This is a genomic window from Paenibacillus sp. DCT19 (assembly GCF_003268635.1).
In the GTDB taxonomy this organism is placed as follows: Bacteria; Bacillota; Bacilli; order Paenibacillales; family Paenibacillaceae; genus Paenibacillus.
In genome coordinates, this window is record NZ_CP029639.1 from 6385570 (window position 1) to 6403256 (window position 17687).

The following is a 17687-nucleotide window of genomic DNA, read 5'->3' on the forward strand; positions in this document are numbered from 1 at the left end:
AGTCCGCCCTCTTCAAGAGAAGGACAAATAGAGATAAGTGGAGGATGTACCAGGCAAGCTTACAGACAAGCACCGCCCATACTGTCAGGAGGAAATGACATGAGAGAGATCCCTAAACCTACAGAGCTAGATCAAGTGGAGAGAAAATACGTGCGCGAGACTCGCTGTTACAAGACAGCAAGGGTATTTCCGACCGACGTTAACAATCATAATACGTTATTTGGTGGCAAGCTGATGTCCTACATTGATGATATTGCATCCATCGCAGCCTCCAAGCTGTGCCGGGTCAACACCGTGACCGCTTCAACCGACTCTGTCGACTTCTTGTATCCCATCAACCCAACGGATTCCGTGACACTGGAGTCATTCGCTTCTTGGACAGGACGCAGTTCCATGGAGATTTTTGTGAAGGTAATTCGTGAGGATCTGAAGACGGGTGAGAAAAAAATCGCGGCAACTGCTTTCTTAACCTTTGTTGCCTTGGACGAAAATAACCGCAAACTCATTGTTCCACGCCTTATTCCTGAGACGGAAGAAGAGCTGAAACTGTATGAGACCGCTCCGGCGCGGGCGGCCATGCGGAAGCAGCGGCGGGAAGAGAGCAAGAAATTCGCTGACTTCCTGACCGTTAGTTATCCTTGGGATTAATATAAATTAGAGATTATCCAGACGATGCCGGGTAAGCAGACACGGCTCTGCTATCCGGCAGTTCCCCACCCATTGAGACGCACCATTCTTGATATAGACGATATGCCGCTCCACTTTCCAGCACACTCTGGCATGTGTAGATGCCTTCTTCGACGGAGCCAACTCGCTCAGCAGCATATAGACGGAATCCTGCATTTAACAGAACCTGGTTCACAAAGGCTGTATGCCCTGAACCACTTAATACTTCTTCCGCCACTTCCAACTGCTTCGCAGCCGTCCATACCAAATCAGGCACAGGAATATCCAGCTCATAGGCGGCAGGGTCGATCAGTTCAAGCTTCATTTCCCCAGCTTCCACCGCATATACCCGCGTAGGTCGATCAATGTACAGATCCTCAGAGCCTTCCATGCCCTGCACAACATAAGCTCGGCGATAATTGTATTTGGTAAGCAGCTTCGCGATTCGATCTAGAAATGTGTTATGGAACACACCAAAGATAAGATAGGGCGACTGATTAAAGTCAATTAACTTCTCCGCTGTATTGAACACCGTGCGGAAGCCAAGCTCCTCCCGAAGCGGCCGAAGCTGTTTCAATGGAATACACCAGTCTTCAGAGGATACAAACATCACATTGGTACGAGAGGCTGCACGCTTGGCATCTTCCCGATCCATGGTAGACGTATGAATCCCCGCCTCTCTCAGCAGCACTGGCAGTGTTACTCCCCACTTAGGAGGCAAGGGCTCGCTCCCATGCAATGTTACAGGGACACCCGCAGCAGCTAATACAAAAGCAACCGGAAACGTCGCTATAAACGACTTCGTTCGTCCATCATAAGGTCCTGCACAATCGAGTCCATTATCGAAAAGAGACATTCTGTCCGCACTGTTGCGGCATGCATGAATGAAAGCTTCGAGTTCCTCGACATTCTCCATCTTCATTCGTTCAGCCATCAGAAAGGCTCCCGCCTGGGCTGGTGATACCTCCTGCTTCAGAATCTTCTCCGCAACAGCCAACGCCTCGGCATAGTTTAAATCACGTGAACCCCGTTTTCCCCGTCCGACTTCCCTGAGAATTTCAGACATATCCATGATGATCCCTCCTTCCAATTAAGACTGGAGTAACTGATGCGCCTTCACAATCGCTGTAGCGACATCAACCATCCGTTTGCGTTCATCCATAGCCTTCTTCCGTAACAGATCATACGCTTCCGATTCAGAGATCTGCTTCAAATCACAGAGGATAGCCTTAGCCATATCGATCCACTTCCGATCCTCTAACCTGGATTGTAGCTGTTTGCGTTCCTGCTCCCATTGTTTCCGTTCCATATATCGCCTGGCTGCAAAATGCAGCGTCCAATGAATCTCCGACCCAGCCATAGATGGAGTAAGTATTCCGTCAAAAGAAGTTTCTACCTCGCATGATTCTACCGAAGATGCCGCCGTATCTGGTGCACACCACCAGAGCAATGGCGCATCTGACCTTCCCTTTTCCAGGCAGTGAACCCAGTGCTCTACATCGGCCAGAGATAGATGAAGAATGGAGGCCTCAGCCTTGCTGATCAACTTCAGCGCCTCGGTCTCACTGTCTGTCACCTGCACATGATATCCGTTCGCTGTAAGTAACTGCTCCGGTGTAAGAGGGATTGTTGCATCGGACGAGGCAGCTATCGTTGGTTGTACACGGATGACCAGTAAAGATCGCATGATGGATCAATCCCTCCCTATTACATCTATAACAAATCCATTAGAATCAATGCCTGAATGATTGCTTCTTCGGATTCGTGTTACATTACCTCACAATTCGGTCATATTACCGATCCTAATTAGACGATACTTCTGTTCGTTCATTTCCACTTCCATTACACACATGTAAACATAATTAACTTTAAATTTCAAACACTTTTTTATGTTAACTATATTGACACGAGAAGAAGGATCTTTTATAGTTATGCCATAACAACTCTATATTTGAATCGATCACAGTTACAACGGCGTAGCTGGTTGAAACGGCAATGAAGCCTGTTTTGCAATCTCGGAGCAAGGGATGCGTGTGTACTTACGCAATCCACCGAGGCATGACAGGCTTTTTATATTTTTCTGGACATGATTACTGGACACGATTGTTTGTAGGTATTTTGCAGAATGGATCTAAGGGGGCTAATCATAATGAGTTCAACAAAAAACTGGTGTTGGTCGGAAATGGTATGGCAGGTTTACGCACAATTGAACATATTCTTAAGCTTGCTCCGCACGCATATGAAATTACGATCTTTGGCGCAGAGCCGCACCCGAACTACAATCGGATCATGCTATCCTCTGTGCTGGCTGGCGGAACGAGCATCGAAGATATCGTTATTAATGACTGGAACTGGTACGAGGAGAACAACATTCGTGTATACCCTGGTGATCCGGTCGTTCAGATTGATGCTGAACGCAAAGAGGTCGTATCGGAGTCCGGTGTTCGCGCCTCGTATGATGAGCTTATTATGGCAACTGGCTCTTCGGCCTTCATCCTCCCCTCCCAGGGGCTAATAAAGAAGGCGTCATTGGCTTCCGTGATATTAAGGATTGCGAAACCATGATGGCTGCATCGCATAAATACCGCAAAGCGGCTGTCATCGGAGGCGGATTGCTCGGCTTGGAAGCAGCTCGCGGTCTACTTAACCTTGGTATGGATGTCACTGTTATTCACATCAATGGTCACTTGATGGATCGTAACCTGGATCTACCTGCAGGCTTGATGCTTCAACGGGAGTTGGAAGAACAGGGTATGAAGTTCCTTTTGAACAAACACACCGAGGAAATCACAGGCAAGAACCGGGTGAAGTCCCTTCGGTTCACGGATCAAACGGTACTAGAGACTGATCTGGTTGTTATGGCTGTGGGCATTCGTCCTCAGATCGAATTAGCTCGTCAAGCTGGGTTGGATGTTAATCGCGGCGTAATCGTAGACGACTATATGAATACCAACATTCCAGGAATCTCTGCTGTAGGTGAATGTGCAGAGCACCGCGGGATCGCTTACGGCTTGGTAGCTCCATTATATGAACAAGGTATGGTGCTGGCTAAACGTCTGGCAGGTGCGGCAACCGAGGGCTATGAGGGCTCCGTTACTTCAACTAAGCTGAAGGTGTCAGGCGTGGATGTGTTCTCCGCAGGACAATTCAAGGACTCCCCTGATACGCGCAGCATTCGCATTCAAGATGACGTGGATGGTGTCTACAAAAAGATGGTCATCCGCGACGGGAAACTCATTGGTGCGGTGCTGTTCGGGGATACCTCCGATGGAGCCTCACTCTTCTCCCTCATTAAAAGCGGCGAGGACATTAGCGGCCGTGAAAAAGAAATTTTGCTCGGCGTACCCTCTGGCGGTTCAGGCGCTGGCCCATCTGTAGCTGAACGCATGGCAAGCATGCCTGATGATGAAATTGTCTGTGGCTGTAATGGTGTTACCAAGGCTACCATCGGAGATGCTGTTTTGAACAAAGGCTGCAATACCCTTGGCGCAATTAAATCATGTACAAAAGCTTCCGCCTCTTGCGGTGGATGTAAACCAATCATTGAATCTCTGCTCACACATTATGCAGGTGATAATGTAGGCGAACAGGTCAAAGAAGGCATCTGTGGCTGTACGTCCTATGATCGAGATGAACTGGTTGCACAGATCAAGGAAATGGGATTGAAAAGTGTTAAAGAAGTCATGAACGTCCTCGGTTGGAACGAACCTGAAGGCTGCTCCAAATGTCGTCCTTCCCTGAACTATTATCTCGGTATGATCTGGCATACAGAGTATGAAGACGAGCGCGTATCCAAATTCACCAACGAGCGTTATCACGCCAATATTCAGAAGGATGGTACGTATTCCGTTATCCCACGGATCTACGGCGGAGTCACTTCTCCGGCAGAGCTGATCAAAATTGCTACCATTGCGGAGAAATATGATGTACCGATGGTGAAATTCACAGGTGGACAACGACTGGATCTACTTGGTGTACAGAAGGAAAATCTGCCGAAGATCTGGGAAGAGCTTGATATGCCGTCCGGATTCGGTTATGGCAAGGCACTCCGTACGGTCAAAACTTGCGTAGGTAATACCTTCTGCCGCTTCGGCACCCAAGACTCCATTGAAATGGGAATTCGACTCGAGAAAAAACTCGACAAGATGGTGGCTCCAGCCAAAGTAAAACTTGCTGTATCGGGATGCCCACGGAACTGTGCTGAAGCAACCATTAAGGATCTCGGTGTTGTTGCTATCGATGGTGCATGGGAACTGCATGTTGGCGGTAATGGAGGCGTCAAAGTCCGCGCTGCCGAGCTTCTCTGCACAGTGAAAACCGATGCTGAAGTCGAAGAATGGACATACGCTTACCTGCAATATTATAGAGAGAATGCACGTTGGAACGAGAGAACAGCGGCTTGGATTGAACGCGTAGGACTGGATCATGTGAAGACAGCACTGGAAGATCGTGAAGTCCGTCTGGCACTGGTTGAGCGACTTGAAGCAACACTTGGTCGCACCGTTGATCCTTGGAAAGAAATCATTGAAGATGAGAACTTACGCAAAAACTTCACACCCCTGGCTAGCGCTCAAAATGCAGCCCACTAGAATAGGAGGAACAGCGATGAATCGATTGCACATTGGACACCTGGCAGATATTGAAGAAAAGGGTGCACGTACGTTTATGGTAGAGGATACGGAGATCGCGGTCTTCAAGCTCAGCGACGGTAGCCTGCATGCGGTAGAAAATCGCTGCCCTCATAAGGGCGGCAAGTTGTCCGAAGGTATGGTATGTGGGACGTCTGTTCATTGTCCGCTCCATGACTGGAAGATTGATCTTCGTAACGGCAAAGTACATGAACCGGATGACGGTTGTCTCAATAAGTATAAAACGGAGATTGACGGAGCTAGTGGTGAAATTTATATAACTATCGCAGGTTAGATCGTCACGATTTGCGGTGGCCTGACAGCAAGGAGGAGTGCACTATGGATTTTGTTAAACCCGCAGAAGTACTGCAATCAATGGTGGAAGCAGGTGAGAATAAAGCCAGGATGAATCGGATTCAAATGCTGATTCGTGGTTTCTTGGCTGGAGCTATCCTCGCCTTTGCAACAACACTTGCTTATACCGCTGTATCTCAAACTTCCGTTGGTTTGGCAGGTGCACTGATTTTCCCAGCGGGATTCGTCATTATCATTCTTCTGGGACTGGAACTTGTGACAGGCAATTTCGCCATGATTCCACTGGCGCTGCTGAAACGACGAGTCACATGGATGAGCATGATGCGCAATTATTGCTGGGTTATTGTCGGTCATCTCTTAGGATGTTTATTCTACGCTGCTCTATACGGGCTGACTCTTACTAAAATGGGCACAGATCTGAGCAGTCCACTCATTCAAACGTTGATTCAGACAAGTGAGGCTAAAACATTAGGGTATCAACATTTAGGCGCAGCAGGTATCGGTCTCGTTGTAATCAAAGCGATATTATGTAACTGGATGGTAACCCTCGGCGCAGTGATGGCTATGACCTCTATGTCCACCATAGGCAAAATTGTTGCGATGTGGCTGCCTATCACGATATTTTTCGCGCAAGGATTCGAGCATGCCGTGGTGAATATGTTCGTCATTCCTGCAGGTATGATGCTCGGTGCTAATGTAAGCATCGCAGATTGGTGGTTATGGAATCAGATTCCCGTGTTAATCGGAAACCTCATTGGCGGAGCCATTTTCACAGGCTTAGGTTTGTACGCAGCCCATACGTGGGGAACTTCCTCCCACTCTCCTTCCAAACTGGCAACGATTCAGGGCAGACGTTCAGGCTTAACAAGCACAGATTCAGCACCGAAGGTGGGGACACGATCATGAGTACATCATTTGTTAGTATTATTGGCGCCGGCCCTGGTGATCCTGAACTAATTACGGTAAAAGCCTTGAAACGAATCCAAACGGCGGATGTCATTCTATATGATCGTCTTGTGAATGACCAACTGCTTGCTGAGGCTCGCGAAGATGCACTGCGCATCTATTGTGGCAAGGCTCCTGGGCTGCATTCGATGAGCCAAGAGATGATTGGACATATGCTTATCAGCCATGCAGCGGAAGGGAAACGGGTTGTTCGCCTCAAAGGCGGTGATCCGTTCATCTTCGGACGCGGCGGTGAAGAGGCACTTGCGCTGGCACAGGCTGGCATTGCCTTTGAAATCATTCCGGGCATTACCTCTGCTGTCGGCACATCCGCATCCACCATGATTCCACTAACTCACCGCGGACTGGCTTCTTCCTTCGCCTGTGTAACTGGAACCGGCAGTGATGGTAACGTATCCTCAGTGCGCTGGGATCTGTTAGCTCACAGCGTGGATACCCTGGTCATTTACATGGGAATCAGTCAACTAGCTGATATTCAACGGGAACTATTGCATCATGGCAAACACAGCTCCACACCAGCCGCCCTTGTAGAACGAGGCACGACTTCGCAGGAGCGAATCATTACGGGCACACTCGCCGAACTGCAATCACTCGCAGTCTCGGAAGATGTGAGTAATCCAGCTTTAATTATTATTGGAGAGGTCGTACGTGTGCGCGAACAATTGCTGCAACTGCAACGCGCCGCTGACGCTTCTATGACTGGATAGCCATCCTCTCTTTCTTTTCTTAATCTAACAGCATACGCTCGTGAATCGTCCGACCCTTCTGCCCTGGTTCAATCAGCAGACGGGTCGGTTTGATGTTGATTAGCGCCGTTAACTGCTCACCCATATAATGCGCAGAATATTTAAATCCAATCTCCGCCCAGTGCATAATGACACCAACCGTTGCCGATACGAGGTAACTAAGCATAATGTCGTAATTAATGACGTGCTCGCTATCCTCGGTGACAAGAACAAAATCCTCTGTTAAATAGGTACGAAACATATTACATAACCTGGAGCTCATGTCACTGTGCATCGTAATTAAGGCACGGAAGATGTCCTGGTGTGCTTCTATATAATTAAAAACCGGCATCGTAGATGGCAGCAATGCGGTCATATCCACTTCTTTTAAATGTGTATACGGTTCTGCGTACGCTTGTCCCACACCCTGCATGAAATCTTCCAAAATGAATTGCAGTAGCTCCGGCTTGCCCGGAAAATGCAAATAGAACGTACCTCGATTGTAATCCGCTCGCTCCGTAATGTCCCGAATCGTTACAGCTTCCGCTCCCTTTTCCAATATTAAAGAAACCGCCGCAGCGATGATAGCATCCTGCGTTCTTCGTGCTCTGCGATCCTGAGGATGTTCAATAATCAACATTCCCGCCTCCTTTGTCCATTATTGTAACCTAAATGAACACCGCTTACATCTGTGTTCGATAGCTGACATTTGCGTTGTCAATGACGATTGTCACATTCTTATGTATATCTTAACATTAAGACAGGAAGTATAGACGACAGGTTGAATCATTTTTTAAGAAATGGTCGCCTGAACAACATCACACCAAAGGAGAGGATTAGATCATGAGTACATCCTACACACATACAGCCGTAATTACAGGTGCAGCCGGAGGAATTGGTAAAGAATTAGCACGCCGCTTTGCTGAACGCAAAATCAACCTGGTGCTGGTCGATCTGAATCAAGAAGCAATCGAGCAGACAATTACAGATCTTAATCTAGATCAAGAGCATGTCATCGCGGTGAAAGCCAACGTATCTCAGGAAGAAGACGTTAAAAACTATGTGCAAAAAGCGCTTGATGCCTTTGGAAGAATCGATTACTTCGCCAATAATGCGGGTATTGAAGGACCAACTGGCTCCATTGATGAACTGAGCGTTGAAGCACTCGACCTCGTATACAATGTCAACGTGCGTGGTGTATTCCTAGGGTTGCAAAATGTCATTCCTGTTATGAAAAAACAAAAATCCGGAGCGATTCTGAACACATCCTCCCTTGCTGGCTTAATGGGAGCTCCTGGGATGTCTCCATATATTATGTCCAAACATGCGGTAGTAGGTCTTACCCGTACAGCTGCTAATGAACTGGCTTCTTCTAATATCCGAGTTAATGCAGTATTGCCAGGAACAATCAATACTCGCATGATGCGTCAGATTGAAGCTAACTCTGGTAATGTGGATGATTATCAATCTGCAACAGTTTCTACGATTCCAATGGGTCGCTATGGCGAAGCCGCAGAAGTTGCTGCCGTAATGAACTTCCTTTTGTCCGAAGAAGCTTCTTATGTAACAGGTTCTCTCTACACTGTGGACGGCGGAATGGTTGGTCAATAAACCATAAGGCACATGTAGCATTAACATTATCAATAAAATAGATCAATACGTTGAAAGACCTGCAACGAGAATGCGGTAAAGCATACCTCGAAGCAGGTCTTTCAAGTGTTAATATACGCTACTCTTAATCAATGTACCCTGCGTGGCCCTTGTCCATCAGGTAATCCATTTCAGCATCGAGGATGTTCTCTACTGTTAGTTCATCCAGCTTCACGTCTTTGCGACTCACGATATAATCGGCCAGATCGTCGCCGTCGATATCTACATCACCTTTGGCATTCTCATGTGCCTTGTTGATGTAAGCTTGCTCATGCTTCAGAACAAGCGCAATGTTCGCTTGACTCGCTTTTGTTTTATCTGCAATATATTGCATCATTTCTTGTTCGTTAATTGGATTCGTCTCGGTCAATTCAGTCAGCTCCTTGATTCATACATGCTGTTGTTATTGTAGCATAGGTTAACCCGTTACTGGCACATCTTATGCTAGGGCGAATCTCTTTTTCAAGATCATCCATGGCGCCAATGTATACAACGCACGCTCCATTTACGTTAAACGTACGTAGAACGTCGCTCCTTCTCCAACCACGCTTCGGGCATAGATCTCACCCTTATGCTGATCCACAATAGAACGGGCAATGGCAAGTCCCAGACCATGTCCACCATGTTGTCGAGCACGGGAGGCATCCGTTCGATAGAAACGATCGAAGATTCGATCCAGATGTTCAGGGGCAATACCCTCGCCTGTATTAGATACCGCAAGCACCACTTCGTTATTCTGCTTCTTCAACGTGACATTCACTGCACCCTTGGATTTAGCGTATTTAACGGCGTTGTCCAGTAGGATCAGAATGACCTGCTTGATCTGTTCATTGTTGCCATGAACCATAAGCTCAGGCTCTATGCTGTAGTCGAGTGAGATATTTTTCTCAAATATCATTGCTTCCATCGTCAAAATAATCGTCTCAACCGCATCGCTCATATTGAATTTGGCATGAATCATCGTAGATCTGGAATCATCAATCTCGGTCAGATACAGCAGACTACTCGTCAGTTTGGACATCCGCTCTGTCTCCGACTTAATGTAATGTAGCCATTTGGACTGATGTTCAATGGTATCCTCGCTATTGGCAAGCAACACATCGGCATTGGTATTAATGATAGCAAGCGGTGTTTTCAGCTCGTGTGATGCATCGGCAATGAATTGCTTCTGCTTCTCGAATGCTTCACGAACAGGCTTAATGGAACGATTCGCGAAGTAGCGGCTTAGGAAATAAATAACGATCAGCATGGCTAGCCCTACAACAGCAAACGTATAGATCAGGTTCGTAAGAATGCCCTGTTGTGCCGTTACATCTATGAACACGATCATATATCCATTACTGCTCGAATCAACTACATAGGCCCACTCGGTGCTATCCAGTGCAAATTGTCCGGTCTGACGATTACCCCCGCTCAGCTTATCCTGATCGACCTTTCCCAGGGCCTCTTCATAAAAGGTAGCATCCATGTCGAAGCGAGAATGTGTGTTGGTAATCTTCCAATCACGATCTGTCTGGATCATAAACGATACGGAACGTGCAGGCGGAGAGTTAGGATCTTCTCCCATCGCCCCTCCATTCTCTCCAAGCCCATCCGCTGGCGGTGACCCTATCCCTGACGCACCGGATGTACCCGATACACCCGACGTACCTGACCCTGATACACCGGAGAACCCATCTTCATTACGCGGCATTTTGGAAGAATTATAAGGACCGTGATAGAAATCAGAGACCTTATACAGCTCCATGTTGGTCTCTCGCTGAACATTCTGATAGGTAATCGTATAGATCGTTGCGAAGGCGACCAGCATCATAATCGAGATGGACACCAGGTTTACGATGAGAAACCGATTTCTGAGTTTCTTGAACATCAGGCTGTCACCTCAAGTACATAACCCACACCCCGAATAGTATTAATGCGGACAGCGGAATTCAGGAAGGTTAATTTTTTGCGCAAAAACGAGATGTACACTTCCACATTGTTATACTCCACTTCCGAATCGAATCCCCACAGCTTCTCAATGATCTGCTCCTTGGAGGTGATCGCCGATTTACGTGTGATCAGTAGCTCCAGCAGTTCATTTTCCTTGAGATTAAGCTTCATTTCTTTGCCTTGCACCGAAAGCTTCAGTTGCACGGTGTTTAGCTCAATATCTCCGAATTTGAGAGCATCCTCAGGAACAACCTCACCTTTGCGTCGCAGTGCTGCCCGAATCCGAGCTAGAAGCTCTTCTGTAGCGAATGGCTTCGCGATATAATCGTCGGCTCCATAGTCGAGCCCGGTGACTTTATCGTCAATCTCTCCCTTAGCAGTCAGCAAAATCACCGGTGTATGGTTACCTTCGCTGCGCAATGTCTTAAGTACCGTGATTCCATCCATTTCTGGCATCATAATGTCGAGCAGCAGTAAATCGTAAATGCCACTGAGTGCATAATCAAGTCCCGATCTTCCGTCATGCACCATATCTACGGAGTAATTATTTTTCTTCAATATCTGTGACACTGCTTCTGCCAAATGAATCTCATCTTCCGCAATTAGTATTCTCATCTGTATTCATCCCTCTATATGGATTGGTTGTGAACATGTTCATCTATTATACCAATGATTATATCTGTGGAACCTTGAATCAATCTTAATTTATGTTTTGGCTCAGCACTATTATAGGAAGGTAAAAAAATGTTAACGCAATGTAAAATCATTTAAGATTCATTCAAGGTTAGCCCTCTAAGATACAGACATGAAGCAAATACGCAACGAAATAAAACATACAAACTCACGAACGAAAGGATTGAACCCACATGGCAATTGAAGTATTCAACCGATATGAGAGCAAGTATCTACTGACGGACGAACAATACGAACATTTTTACAGCGATCTGCTGAAATACATGGAACTGGACGCCTACAACAAAAAACATGAATTCTACTCCATCAGTAACCTTTACTTCGATACACCGCAAGATTCACTGATTCGTGCAAGTCTCTCCAAACCGAAATACAAGGAGAAGCTGCGGCTGAGAGCATACGGTGTACCTGAGGAGAATGCCAAAGTGTACTTAGAGATCAAAAAGAAAGTTTTCGGCCTGGTCAACAAGCGCAGAACAGCCCTGAAGCTGGATGAAGCATACGAGTTCGTCCGCACTGGACAGGCGCCGGAACTCGCCGATTACATGAACAAGCAGGTCGTTGAAGAGATCAAATACTTCCTACGGCTGTATGATCTTGAACCGAAAGTGTATCTAGCGTATGAACGCAAAGCGTTGTTTGACAAAAACAGCCGCGATCTGCGGATTACCTTTGATACCAACATTCGTAGCCGCAGATACGATCTGAAGCTGGAACAGGGAGATTACGGCGAGCCGCTTGTGAAGGACGGTCGATGGCTCATGGAAGTGAAGGCAGAGAAAACCGTTCCGATCTGGCTGTCTCAACTGTTATGCGAACACGGACTCTACCGTACTGGATTCTCCAAATACGGTAACGAATACAGACATCTGGTGAGAACAACGAACCTGAACTACCAGACAGAGCGTGTACTCGTACCAGGTACAGACTTCGAACCTGCAATGGAACAAGAACAATCAATTAGAGAAAGAGAGCGTGTCCTATATGCTTGATTCATTATTCAGCTCCGCATTAGACGATACAACACTAACCTTTAGCAGTTCCGTTATCACCATTGGACTTGCCATTATTCTGGGACTCATCATTAGTCTCACCTACATGAAGACCAATCAGAGCACATACTCACAGAGCTTCACCTTGACCATGGTTGTTCTACCAGTCATTGTCGCCATTATCATCCTACTCATCGGCAGCAACATTGCCCGAGCGTTCAGCTTGGCGGGTGCCTTCTCTATTATCCGTTTCCGGAGCGCACCTGGTGACCCAAAAGATATCGCATACGTATTGTTCACGATGGCATCTGGTCTAGCGTGCGGTGTTGGTGCTTTTGGATACGCGGTTCTGTTCACGGTAGTCCTGTGTGTACTGATGTTTGTCCTGAGTCGCTTCAACTTCGGTGGCAAGAAGAGCCAACAGAAAACACTGAAAGTAACTATTCCCGAGAACCTAAGCTATGAAGAAGCACTGAACGAAGTGTTCCATACATTCAACGTACCATTTGATCTGAAAAAAATCAGAACGACCGAACTTGGTAGTCTGTATGAGTTGGTATACAGCGTAACCATTCACGAAAGTGTTAGCCAGAAGGAATTCCTCGACGCGATCCGTACACGGAACGGCAACCTGGATATCTCCTTAACGATGAGCCCAACCACCGACTATTAAAGCTCTATTAATTTAAATTTGAAGGGATCGATATAATATGAAGAAAAAAATGATAGCCGGCAGCAAACTGTGGTCTATAGCGATGATTACTGCACTTGTGACAGCATGCAGCGCCCCAGCTGCAACGAATACAACCGCCAATGCAGCAACAACAACAACGACAGGAACCACCAAAACTGTCTCCGTGAGTGAACAAACTTCCGTCAAGTTCGCCGACCTGGTCTCACTCGATGCAGATGATACCAATGTGAGCTGGACCGAAGCGGACTCCACCATCATCAAACTGAACGGAACAACCGCAGCAGTGACTGGATCGGGAGCTAAAGTGGCAAACGGTACGGTAACGATCTCAGAAGCCGGTACGTATGTGCTTAGCGGTGAGCTGACAGATGGGCAAATTATCGTCAACGTTGCCGATAAAGGTGTCGTACACCTCGTATTGAACGGGGCAAAGATTAATGATAACGATAGTGCAGGCATCTACATTCAGAAGGCTGGCAAAGCCGTCATTACACTTGAAAAAGGAACGAAAAACGAAGTTTCAGATGGCAAAACATACGTATACGCCGATGATACGACGGACGAGCCGGATGCAGCGATCTTCAGCAAAGCGGATCTGACATTTAACGGTACAGGCCAATTAACAGTCACAGGTAACTATAATGAGGGTATTACGAGTAAGGATGATCTGAAAATTATCAGTGGCACAATCAATGTTAAGGCTGCCGATGATGGCATTAAAGGTAAAGACATGGTTGCGATTCAGGCAGGAACAATCACTATCGATGCAGAAGGGGATGGCATTAAATCCACTAATGATACGGATACCTCTAAAGGTTTTGTCGCCATTGCAGATGGTACCTTCAACATTGAAAGTGGTAGCGACGGTATTCAGGCTGAGACTGCCCTTGTTACGGATGGCGGCACATACAATATCGTAACTGCTGGTGGAAGTGCAAATGCACCAGCCAAAGTAGAGGAAAGACCGTTTGGCGGCGGTGGCGGTGGATTCGGAGGTGGCACACCTCCAACAGACATGGGTACACCACCTACCGATATGGGTACACCGCCGGATGGCGAGCATCCTGCCGATATGCCGGATAATGCTGGCGGGAATGCTGCAGCAGGCACCAACAACGCAGCTGCATCCAGCTCTGCCAATACAGCAACGACGGAAACCAATGCCGATGCAGACACAGCCACCACGACAACGGAAGAGGAATCCATCAGCGCCAAAGCGCTCAAAGCAGGTACCGATCTCACCGTTAACGGTGGTACGTATACAATCGATTCCATGGATGACTCTCTGCACAGCAACAGTAATGTCACAGTAAATGACGGGACGTTCAGCTTAAAGTCTGGCGATGACGGAATCCATGCAGATCAGGCACTTACCATTAATGGTGGAGATATCACGATCGCGAACAGTTATGAAGGACTCGAAGGTGCAATCATTACACTGAATGATGGCAATGTGGATGTCACAGCATCCGATGATGGCGTTAATGCAGCTGGTGGTGAAGAGACTACAACTACAGCAACTACTGAAACTAGCCAAAACACGGGTACAACAGGTACGACATCCACTACTGATCAGACTGGCACGAATGCAACACAACAAAACGGTGGACCTGGTGGTATGCCGGGTGAATCGTCTGGCAACAACGAATTGCATATTAACGGCGGATCACTCACCGTAAATGCAGGCGGTGACGGGCTGGATGCGAACGGTTCGATCTATATGACAGGTGGTACCGTAATCGTCAATGGTCCAACAGACAATGGCAATGGAGCACTCGACTATGATGGCACATTTGAGATGAGCGGCGGATATCTGGTCGCAGCCGGAAGTTCAGGCATGGCACAAGGTACATCTGATGCGTCCACTCAAAATGCAATTGTCATGACATTCCCTTCCACTCAAAAAGCAGGAACACTCGTTCATGTCGAAGACAGTGAAGGCAACAACATTCTGACATTCGCTCCAGCGAAGGATTACCAATCCGTAGTCGTTAGCTCCCCTGACCTAAAAGCAGACGGATCTTATGTCATCTACTCTGGCGGAACTTCTACAGGCACAGCCGTGGATGGACTGTACACAGATGGCACCTATAGCGGCGGAACTAAAATCGTCGCATTCCAATCCACAAGCAATGTAACTTGGGTCAATGAATCAGGTGTCACTACAGCTCAGTCAGGCATGGGCGGTTTTGGCGGAGGTAATGGTCAAGGTGGATTCGGAGGTGGAAGAGGCCGCGGACAATCTGGCACTACTTCTGACAGCACAAGTACAACCGATTCGGCAAAATAAACAACGAGTTAACTCAAATTTGAATCTATGCAATAACTTAATAAACAACGTATCTGTTCCAAGCTAAACGTAAGGCTCCGAATCCACTTAAAGAGTGTGTTCGGAGCCTTTGTTCGTTCATATACATCCTTTTGCATATGATCATCCGTATTTTTCAGAACAGAGTCCCCACCGTTGTATTGCCTTAGAACACATAGACGTACACCTTCGTACGCAATGCATCCGGGCAAGTAATCGTGCGAAGCGGCACCTTGCCTGGCAATGCAAAACAGACACTAATCACTCTTGCACCTGGCGGCAATTCACGTATGAACTTGTCCAGCAATCGCTCCATCGCCCCAGGAAACAAATAACAGATGACGCAGTCGGCATGTTCATAGGAGCTATTGTAGATATTGCCGCGGATGAACCGCAGTCTACCCTTCATGGATTGTTGTCGACCTTTGGCCTCACGGAAGCGTACACTCAGATATGCTATTCCTTGGGAGACCCACAGAGGCAGGAGAGAATTTTCGATACCCGTAAGCCGTTTACCCGGACAATACCGTACCACATCCAAGCCGAGTGTACCCCACCCGGAACCCGCCTCAATGACATCACCATAACCAGGAATGCGATTCACCTCCTGAATGACGACGCGTCTGACCAATCGGGACGTGGGCATCGGGGAGATTCCATTTTTCCAGCTAACGAGCACGATCGACAGGACAGCAATTAAGGTAATCACGGCGAGCAGCCATGGAATGAATGGAATAATGAACATATAACCTCATCCTTTAGGGATTAAAGATGTTGATTAAATAGCGCTATTTCGCGATCCAGCAGGACTACGGAAGCAGCCTCTTTCGTTCAATTTCACGAACCTGTTCACAGCTTCCTTTCCAGCAGGTTCTCTCATTATACTACAGTACTCGTGCATACCCGTTTAATAATATTATTGAAAAATTATCTTGAAAGAGACCCGTACATATTTATCATAACGAAATTATTCTTCATGAAGATGCAGTTCATAGGTTTGTTCGATGTGATGCGTGCCCCAACCCATGTTCTCTTGTTCTAGGGTTTTGACGAACCCTGCTTTTGTATACATAGCGATGGCTGTCTTCTGATCATCCGTTGTTTCCAGAAAGACATCTCGGTATCCTTTTTCCCGGCAGTATGTGATAGCCTCTTGAATGAGCTTCTTCCCAATCCCCATCCCCCGATAATCTGTATGCAAGATAAACCAACGAATTTGGGCTCTCTCCCCCGGATGACCAATAACCGCGATACTACCGACAATTTCATGATCCGATTCTACCAACCAGAACCGATCCTTGTCCGGGCTGTAGGTTTGCAGAAAATCATAAAACGTTTTGCAGACATATGCTTCAAATGTGTGGTTATAGCCGCATTCCTTGGCATAGACCCAGCCGTGTAGTTGAATCAGTGCTCCGACGTCTCCCGGTTTCAGCTCGGTTCGGACATGTATTCTCCGTTCTGTAGGTTCACTAGACAACTCCCTCTCAATGACCGTCATGCTTCTGGCAATGCTTCGTTGGCTCTGATCGGGCAATTCGAGGATCATATTGCGTATCTGTTCATCGGATAACGCGTCCATCCGAGCCAGTGTTTCTTTTCCAAATTCTGAAAGATACAGCAGTGATGATCTTCCATCTTCTTTGGATTGTACACGGTAACTTAACCCCAACTTTTCAAACCGTTTCAACATTCGGCTCAAATACCCCGGATCCAGACGAAGTTGCTCGATGAGCATGCTAGCTGTGCAGTGCTCGGAATGGCCAATCTCATAAAGAACCCGCACTTCCGATAGAGAAAAGTCGCTGTCGAGCAAGTGTTTATCCAGCAGGCCAAGTACCTTTGTGTAGAATCGGTTAAATTGGCGGATGATAGGAATGATCGATGTATATGAATTCATGCAAGCCTCCTAAATGATACCTAGTATATTATTTGACTAAGTCAACTATATACACTGTATTCAATTTAATTGACTTAGTCAAATAAATTCAGTTAGGCTTGAATCCCATATCAACGCTAAGTTGCGCTCCTGAATAAGAAGAGCACACGATAGGCGGTATAGAATAAGTCATTTCAAAAGAGCAGCATGCATCCTTCGTAGCTACAAAAAAAAACAGA

Annotated in this window: 16 protein-coding genes and 1 pseudogene; 9 read left to right on the forward strand and 8 right to left on the reverse strand. The window is 47.0% G+C overall.

The window, feature by feature from the left end:
* The first annotated feature begins 135 nt into the window (after nucleotides 1-135).
* The gene (locus DMB88_RS28880) at nucleotides 136-648 is read left to right on the forward strand and encodes an acyl-CoA thioesterase (protein ID WP_128104658.1); all 513 of its coding nucleotides are present in this window, start codon (nucleotides 136-138) and stop codon (nucleotides 646-648) included.
* A gap of 13 nt (nucleotides 649-661) precedes the next feature.
* Here DMB88_RS28880 and DMB88_RS28885 read toward each other — a convergent pair whose 3' ends face one another.
* Both DMB88_RS28885 and DMB88_RS28890 read right to left on the reverse strand, forming a co-directional pair.
* Nucleotides 662-1738: an anthranilate phosphoribosyltransferase gene (locus DMB88_RS28885; RefSeq protein ID WP_254438388.1), complete on the reverse strand. Its 1077-nt coding sequence runs from the start codon at nucleotides 1736-1738 to the stop codon at nucleotides 662-664.
* An 18-nt stretch (nucleotides 1739-1756) separates the two neighbouring features.
* The gene (locus tag DMB88_RS28890) at nucleotides 1757-2353 is read right to left on the reverse strand and encodes an ANTAR domain-containing response regulator (protein ID WP_128104050.1); all 597 of its coding nucleotides are present in this window, start codon (nucleotides 2351-2353) and stop codon (nucleotides 1757-1759) included.
* Nucleotides 2354-2853: 500 nt separating this feature from the next.
* On the opposite strand from DMB88_RS28890, the pseudogene nirB reads away from it, so the two are divergent.
* The 4 genes and pseudogenes from nirB to cobA all read left to right on the forward strand — a co-directional run bounded on the left by nirB (nucleotide 2854) and on the right by cobA (nucleotide 7282).
* A pseudogene (nirB, locus tag DMB88_RS28895) lies at nucleotides 2854-5255 on the forward strand (nitrite reductase large subunit NirB).
* Nucleotides 5256-5271: 16 nt separating this feature from the next.
* Nucleotides 5272-5589 (forward strand): nitrite reductase small subunit NirD, encoded by a 318-nt coding sequence (gene nirD / locus DMB88_RS28900; RefSeq protein ID WP_128104051.1) that lies wholly within the window; start codon nucleotides 5272-5274, stop codon nucleotides 5587-5589.
* 44 nt (nucleotides 5590-5633) lie between these two features.
* The gene (locus tag DMB88_RS28905) at nucleotides 5634-6515 is read left to right on the forward strand and encodes a formate/nitrite transporter family protein (protein ID WP_128104052.1); all 882 of its coding nucleotides are present in this window, start codon (nucleotides 5634-5636) and stop codon (nucleotides 6513-6515) included.
* The gene (cobA, locus tag DMB88_RS28910) at nucleotides 6512-7282 is read left to right on the forward strand and encodes a uroporphyrinogen-III C-methyltransferase (RefSeq protein ID WP_128104053.1); all 771 of its coding nucleotides are present in this window, start codon (nucleotides 6512-6514) and stop codon (nucleotides 7280-7282) included. Before DMB88_RS28905 ends, cobA begins: the two co-directional genes overlap by 4 nt.
* A gap of 19 nt (nucleotides 7283-7301) precedes the next feature.
* Here the strand turns inward: cobA and DMB88_RS28915 are convergent, their stop codons facing one another.
* Complete coding sequence (locus DMB88_RS28915; protein ID WP_128104054.1) at nucleotides 7302-7940, reverse strand: TetR/AcrR family transcriptional regulator; 639 nt, start codon at nucleotides 7938-7940, stop codon at nucleotides 7302-7304.
* A 203-nt stretch (nucleotides 7941-8143) separates the two neighbouring features.
* Here DMB88_RS28915 and DMB88_RS28920 point away from each other — a divergent pair, with 203 nt between their 5' ends.
* Complete coding sequence (locus DMB88_RS28920) at nucleotides 8144-8911, forward strand: SDR family NAD(P)-dependent oxidoreductase (protein WP_128104055.1); 768 nt, start codon at nucleotides 8144-8146, stop codon at nucleotides 8909-8911.
* Between the two features lie 124 nt (nucleotides 8912-9035).
* Here DMB88_RS28920 and DMB88_RS28925 read toward each other — a convergent pair whose 3' ends face one another.
* The 3 genes from DMB88_RS28925 to DMB88_RS28935 all read right to left on the reverse strand — a co-directional run bounded on the left by DMB88_RS28925 (nucleotide 9036) and on the right by DMB88_RS28935 (nucleotide 11497).
* Nucleotides 9036-9287 (reverse strand): hypothetical protein, encoded by a 252-nt coding sequence (locus tag DMB88_RS28925; RefSeq protein WP_128104660.1) that lies wholly within the window; start codon nucleotides 9285-9287, stop codon nucleotides 9036-9038.
* Nucleotides 9288-9455: 168 nt separating this feature from the next.
* Nucleotides 9456-10820 carry a sensor histidine kinase gene (locus tag DMB88_RS28930; protein ID WP_128104056.1) on the reverse strand — a complete coding sequence of 455 codons (1365 nt, stop codon included), beginning with the start codon at nucleotides 10818-10820 and terminating at the stop codon, nucleotides 9456-9458.
* Nucleotides 10820-11497: a response regulator transcription factor gene (locus DMB88_RS28935; RefSeq protein ID WP_128104057.1), complete on the reverse strand. Its 678-nt coding sequence runs from the start codon at nucleotides 11495-11497 to the stop codon at nucleotides 10820-10822. The genes DMB88_RS28930 and DMB88_RS28935 overlap by 1 nt, the downstream gene beginning before the upstream one ends.
* Before the next feature lie 251 nt (nucleotides 11498-11748).
* Between DMB88_RS28935 and DMB88_RS28940 the strand changes: the two genes are divergently transcribed.
* The 3 genes from DMB88_RS28940 to DMB88_RS28950 are packed head-to-tail and all read left to right on the forward strand — an operon-like array spanning nucleotide 11749 to nucleotide 15551.
* Nucleotides 11749-12567 carry a polyphosphate polymerase domain-containing protein gene (locus DMB88_RS28940; RefSeq protein WP_128104058.1) on the forward strand — a complete coding sequence of 273 codons (819 nt, stop codon included), beginning with the start codon at nucleotides 11749-11751 and terminating at the stop codon, nucleotides 12565-12567.
* Nucleotides 12560-13240 (forward strand): DUF4956 domain-containing protein, encoded by a 681-nt coding sequence (locus DMB88_RS28945; protein WP_128104059.1) that lies wholly within the window; start codon nucleotides 12560-12562, stop codon nucleotides 13238-13240. The genes DMB88_RS28940 and DMB88_RS28945 overlap by 8 nt, the downstream gene beginning before the upstream one ends.
* 37 nt (nucleotides 13241-13277) lie before the next feature.
* Nucleotides 13278-15551 (forward strand): carbohydrate-binding domain-containing protein, encoded by a 2274-nt coding sequence (locus DMB88_RS28950; RefSeq protein ID WP_128104060.1) that lies wholly within the window; start codon nucleotides 13278-13280, stop codon nucleotides 15549-15551.
* A gap of 184 nt (nucleotides 15552-15735) precedes the next feature.
* Here DMB88_RS28950 and DMB88_RS28955 read toward each other — a convergent pair whose 3' ends face one another.
* A complete protein-coding gene (locus DMB88_RS28955) occupies nucleotides 15736-16314 on the reverse strand; it encodes a class I SAM-dependent methyltransferase (protein WP_128104061.1) in 579 nt (192 codons plus the stop codon).
* A 222-nt stretch (nucleotides 16315-16536) separates the two neighbouring features.
* Nucleotides 16537-17469, reverse strand: coding sequence for a bifunctional helix-turn-helix transcriptional regulator/GNAT family N-acetyltransferase (locus DMB88_RS28960; RefSeq protein WP_128104062.1), 933 nt, complete (start codon nucleotides 17467-17469; stop codon nucleotides 16537-16539).
* Nucleotides 17470-17687 lie beyond the last annotated feature (218 nt).